We start from the raw sequence: 3,978 nt of genomic DNA, 5'->3' as shown, positions 1-3,978 counted from the left end.
GGCGTCCGGCACGGTAGAGGGCCACCATGATCTGTGAGTGCAGGCCCTCGTGCTGGGGGTGGCGGGCCGTCAGGTCGGCGAGTTCGGCCAGGAGTCCACTGTGCCGGCCCAGCCGCAGATCGGCGTCGATGCGCCGCTCCACCGTCACCAGGCGGCTCTCCCGCAGCCGCATCACCTCGATCTCCAGGACCGGACCCAGGCGCACGTCCACCAGCGCCGGCCCCTGCCACAGCGCGAGCGCCCCGCGCAGCGCCGCCGCCGCGCCCTCGTCGTCACCCCGCTCCACCAGGTCGTGGCCCCGCACGACCAGACGCTCGTACTCGTACACGTCCACCGACTCCGGCGGGATCTGCAGCAGATAGCCGCCGTGCCGGGTCGCCAGGACCTCCTTCACGCCGCCGGGCCCGCCCGGGCCCATCGCGGTGCCCAGACGCCGGCGGAGCTGGAGGATGTACGTCTGCAGGGTCGTCAGCGCGCTCTGCGGCAGGCCGGTGCCCCAGATCTCCTCCATCAGGGTGGGCACCGGCACCACCCGCCCCGGGTACAGCGCGAGGAGGGTGAGGATCTGCCGCGGCTTACGGGCACTCGGAACGATCGAACCCCCGTTGACCTCGGCACTCAACGGACCCAGCACCTGTATCTTCACGGTCTCCTCCGCAAGTCGTCGCGTTCCCCTCGTCGCCGGGCACCCGGCACCCGCGCCCGCTGCCCGCGCCCGCTGCCCGCGTTCGCTGTCCGCGTTCGCTGTCCGCGTTCGCTGTCCGCGTTCGGTGTGTGCGTTCGGTCCGGGCACGGTAGCGAGCCCCGGCCGGTGTCACCGGATCCTCGAGCCCCCTTCGAGCCCGCCTCCACGGCCCGGCCCCCGGTACGGTCCCGCCGGCCGCGGTACCCCGGCCCCGCACCGTACCGCCGTGGCCCCGCCCCCGCGGGCCCGCACCGGCACGGACGGACAAGCCGCGGGAGCCACCGCGGTACCGCGGTACGGGGCCACGGCGGTACGGGCGGGCACGGCCGGCGCGAAGGCGGGGCGCGGCGGGTGTGCGGTGGGGCGGGTGTGCGGGGACGTGCTGGTGTCCCGGTCCGGGCCGCGAGGAGGGGGAACGTTTCTCGGGGGGGTGGGGTGGGGTGGTGCCGGGAGGCTACCGGGGTGTGGCCGGGGCGGCGGCGGGTGCGGGTGTGGGTGCGGGAGCGGCCGTCGCGGTGTCCTGGGGCGGTGTGTTCCCGGGGGCCGGGGCGCCGGGCGGGGGCGCGGCGTTCGCGCCGGCCGCCGGGGTGCCGGTGACAGGGCGCGGGCGGGCGCCCGGGCCGGCGCTGCCCAGGGGTGCCGCCCACAGCGGCACCACGGCCTTACCGCTCACGGTCACCGCTCACCGCTCACCGGCTGCTCCGCACGGTCTCCGCGTCCCGTGCACCGTCGCGGCCCGCGTCCCCGGTACCGTCCCGGACGGCACTGCCGCCACCGTCGCTGTCGCTGTCGCTGTTGCTGCTGCCGGGGGGCCGGGCGGGTTCACGGGACGGGGGCGGGGCGGTCCGGCCGGCGGGGCCGGGGTCCGCGGGGTGCCCTGTGCCCGCGGTCCGTTCCGGGCCGGTGGTGTGCCGGGTACCCGTGAGGTGTTCCGGGCCGGTGGTGTGTTCGCTTCCCATGACGGCCGCGGCCTGTGTCCGGTACTCCCGTGCCCTGTCCTCGGCCACGAGGGCGGGCAGCAGCAGGGCCCACAGGGCCGTCACCTTCCGCTGGAGTTCCCCGTAGGGCATTCCGGTGCCGGACATGACCTCGATCCCGCACGCGGCGGCGACCACCAGTGCCTGCGCGCTGTCCCAGGCGCGGCCCTGGGCGCGGAGCTCGCCCGCGTCGCGTGCCAGACGCAGCAGGGTGGAGACGGCGGAGATCCACGCGGCGTGGAAGTCGACCACGGCGGGCCGGGTGCCGGCCGGTCCCCGGGTCGGCGGGCCGCATTCCTTGGTGATCCGGAAGCTCGCCGCGACGGCCGGGTCCGCGTGGAGCGTCCACGCCAGCCAGTGCGTGGTGTCGATCAGTGCCTGCAGCGGCGGCGTCCCGGCCTCGCGCAGGGCCCGTACGGAGTCGTGCAGCAGCGCACACCCGCGCTGCTGCACGGCTTCGGCGAGTTCGTCCTTGGAGGCGAAGTGGAAGTACAGCGCCCCTTTCGTCACCCCGGCCGCGCTCGCGATCTCTCCCAGCGTCGCGTTGGCGTAGCCGTTGCGGTGGAACATCTCGGCCCCGGCGTAGACCAGCCGCCTACGGGTCCGCTCCGACCTTTCCTGCACCGAGCCGTCTCCTCTCACCACCGACAGCGCCCCGGGACCCCGCGGGCCCCGCGGCCTCCAGGGCCCCTGACACCGGACCCCGCCCCTGACCCCGCCCCTGGCCGTGGGCCGACCTGACCCCGCCCCCGGCCGTGGGCCGACCTGACCCCGCCCCTGACCCTGACCCTGACCGTGGGCCGCCCTGCCCCTGACCCTGACCGTGGCCCCCGGCCCCGGCCCTGGCCGTGGGCCGTGGGCCGTGGGCCGTGGCCGTGGGTTCTGGGCGTAGGTTCTGGGCGTGGGTTCTGGGCCGTGGGGCTTCAGACCCGTACGAGCCGCTCGCCCCCGGAATCCGCCACGGACCCGGACCCGGTCTCGGTGAGGCTTTCGGGGCCCGCCATCAGGATGGAGCGCTGCAGGCGGCGCAGTGCCACCGACGGCTCCAGACCCAGTTCCCGCACGAGCGTGCCGCGCAGCCGCTGGTACACGTCCAGGGCCTCGCCGCGGCGGCCCGAGCGGTGCAGGGCGAGCATGAACTGCCCGTGCAGGTTCTCGTGGGTGCGGTAGCGGCTGGCCAGGACCGTCAGTTCGGCCAGGAGCTCGCGGTGCCGGCCCAGCCGCAGGTCGGCCTCGATGCGCTGGTCCAGGGCGCACAGGCGCGTCTCCTCCAGCCGCCGGGTCTCCATGTCGAGCTGGACCCCGCCGGTGACGTCGGCGAAGGCGGGCCCGGACCACAGGGCCAGCGCCTCTCGCAGCAGCCGGGCCGCGCCGGCGAAGTCCCCGGCGTCCATGGCCCGGTAGCCGGTACCGGCGAGCCGGTCGAACTCCCGCACGTCCAGGGTCCCGCCGCCGCTGCTGAGGAGGTAGCCGCCCGGGAGGGTGACCAGGACGTCCTTCGCGGTCCGCGCCGGAGCGTCGGGTCCGGCGCCGGCCGGGCCGTGTTCTAGGGCGGTCGCGATGAGGGCACGTAACTGAAGGACGTACGTCTGGAGCGTCGTACGGGCACTGCGCGGCGGTTCCCCCGCCCACAGCTCCTCTATCAGGGCCGACACGGGTACCACCTGATCGGCATGGAGGGCCAGGAGGGCCAGGACCTGCCGGGGCTTGGGGGCGGTCGGCGTGATGGAGAGTCCGTTCTCCCGCACAGCCAACGCGCCCAGTACATCGATGTCCACGCCGTACTCCCCTGTCCTTGGATGAGTCGCACCGCCAGTAGAAAACAGGACCGACGGTTTGTCAATATCAAACCGGTCGTGCTGTTTTGGAGACCAGCGGTACGCCACTGCCACTCAAGTACGCTCCCTGAGCTGCGAGTTCACCGCAGTCCGGCCGGCGGCCGGGCGGCCAGACCCCCTCGACGCCCCCTCAATGCGGACAGGGGAACCACCTCAACCCCCACCACAAAGAGACCACATGGTCTGTTCTCCGAGGTCGCGGCACCCACCTCCCGGCGGGACGAACGCCCGCACCCGGCGGGCGGGGCCGGGCCGGCCGCACGGGGCCACGGCGGAAGACCCACGCCAACAGCAGACCGGGCGCCGCGGGCCGCCCCCGAAGCCCCGGGACGCCGGCACGGCGGCGGCAGGAACCCGGACACCCCGGGACGCCGGCCCGGCAGCGGCGCAGACACGCGATCCGCGGCGTTGGCGGCAGTAGGGCAGGAACGGCACGAACGCATCCGGGCCCTCGCGCCGCTCGCCAGGGGTTCGCTCG

Annotated in this window: 3 protein-coding genes; all 3 read right to left on the bottom strand. The window is 75.1% G+C overall.

The window, feature by feature from the left end:
* A partial coding sequence (locus ABT106_RS31285) for an AfsR/SARP family transcriptional regulator (protein WP_351284265.1) occupies nucleotides 1–646 on the bottom strand: 646 nt, incomplete at its 3' end.
* 728 nt (nucleotides 647–1,374) lie between these two features.
* Nucleotides 1,375–2,286: a ScbR family autoregulator-binding transcription factor gene (locus ABT106_RS31280; protein WP_351284263.1), complete on the bottom strand. Its 912-nt coding sequence runs from the start codon at nucleotides 2,284–2,286 to the stop codon at nucleotides 1,375–1,377.
* A 299-nt stretch (nucleotides 2,287–2,585) separates the two neighbouring features.
* The gene (locus ABT106_RS31275; RefSeq protein WP_351284261.1) at nucleotides 2,586–3,440 is read right to left on the bottom strand and encodes an AfsR/SARP family transcriptional regulator; all 855 of its coding nucleotides are present in this window, start codon (nucleotides 3,438–3,440) and stop codon (nucleotides 2,586–2,588) included.
* Nucleotides 3,441–3,978: the final 538 nt, after the last annotated feature.

The sequence above is a fragment of the Streptomyces sp. NPDC002044 genome, from assembly GCF_040296725.1.
Classification (GTDB): domain Bacteria; phylum Actinomycetota; class Actinomycetes; order Streptomycetales; family Streptomycetaceae; genus Streptomyces; species Streptomyces antarcticus.
The sequence above is the reverse complement of the archived record's forward strand: the minus strand, read 5'-3'. Positions and strand labels throughout refer to the sequence as shown.